Origin of the sequence: Segatella copri (genome assembly GCF_003465495.1) — a bacterium.
Lineage (GTDB): Bacteria > Bacteroidota > Bacteroidia > Bacteroidales > Bacteroidaceae > Prevotella > Prevotella copri_G.
This window is the reverse complement of the sequence record NZ_QSAV01000123.1, coordinates 1-967: the sequence shown is the minus strand read 5'-3', so window position 1 is coordinate 967 and position 967 is coordinate 1. Positions and strand designations below refer to the sequence as shown.

Annotated in this window: 1 protein-coding gene; it reads left to right on the top strand. The window is 46.1% G+C overall.

Annotation, left to right across the window (positions count from 1 at the left end):
• A partial coding sequence (locus DWV53_RS15370) for a relaxase/mobilization nuclease domain-containing protein (protein ID WP_118155485.1) occupies positions 1-918 on the top strand: 918 nt, incomplete at its 5' end.
• Positions 919-967: the final 49 nt, after the last annotated feature.

The window sequence follows — 967 nt, the reverse complement described above, 5'->3', positions numbered from 1 at the left end:
GGTGGTTGCATCCGCTATGTTACAGGCAAGGACGAGGCGAAGATCCTTGCCTCTGATGGTGTGTTACTCGGCACGAATACCGAAATGGCGCAAAGCTTTGAGCTGCAAAGGCAACTAAATCCAAGGATTAAGAAGCCGGTGGGACATATAGCTTTGAGCTTCAAGCCCGAGGACAAGCCACGCTTGACGGATGAGTTCATGGCTAAGATAGCCATTGAATACATGCAGATGATGGGCATCACCGATACCCAATTCATCATCGTAAGGCATCACAATACGGACAATCCACATTGTCATGTCGTGTACAACCGCATCAATAACGAGGGCAAACTCATATCAGACAGGAATGATTACAGGCGTAATGAGCAAGTGACCAAAGCTCTAAAATCCAAGTATGGATTTACTTACGGAACGGACAAGAGCAATACTAACACTCGCAAGTTACACAATGCTGAGCGTGCCAAATACGAGATTCACAATGCAGTTAAAGGTGCCTTGAATAACTCTGATAGTTGGCAGAAGTTCAAGAGCGAGCTTGCAAAACGAGGTATTCACTTAGAGTTTGGCTATAAGGATAAGGAGCGAACCAAGGTACAAGGCATCCGTTTCAGCAAGGATGGATATAGCTTCAAGGGTACGCAGATTAGCCGAGACTATAGCTTTGGCAAGCTGAATGCGAGATTTGAGGGAACGGAGAACCTTTTATCAGCAAGAGCCAGCTCTGCTCAGCAATATGAGCAGGGCTGTCGCAAGAATGAGCAGGTGCCATCCATATCGGAGAGCAGCCAGGACCCTTGGGACGGTATTTCTTCCATCGGCTTGTTCGCTCCGTCTAATGCCCAAACTTATGAGTCATTCCCAGAGGATGAATCCGCCAAGAAGAAAAAGAGGAAACGCAGAAAGGGCTTCTGCCTTTGATGCAAGTAACAAACTTAAAATTAGAATCGAACATGAAAGAAGAACTATT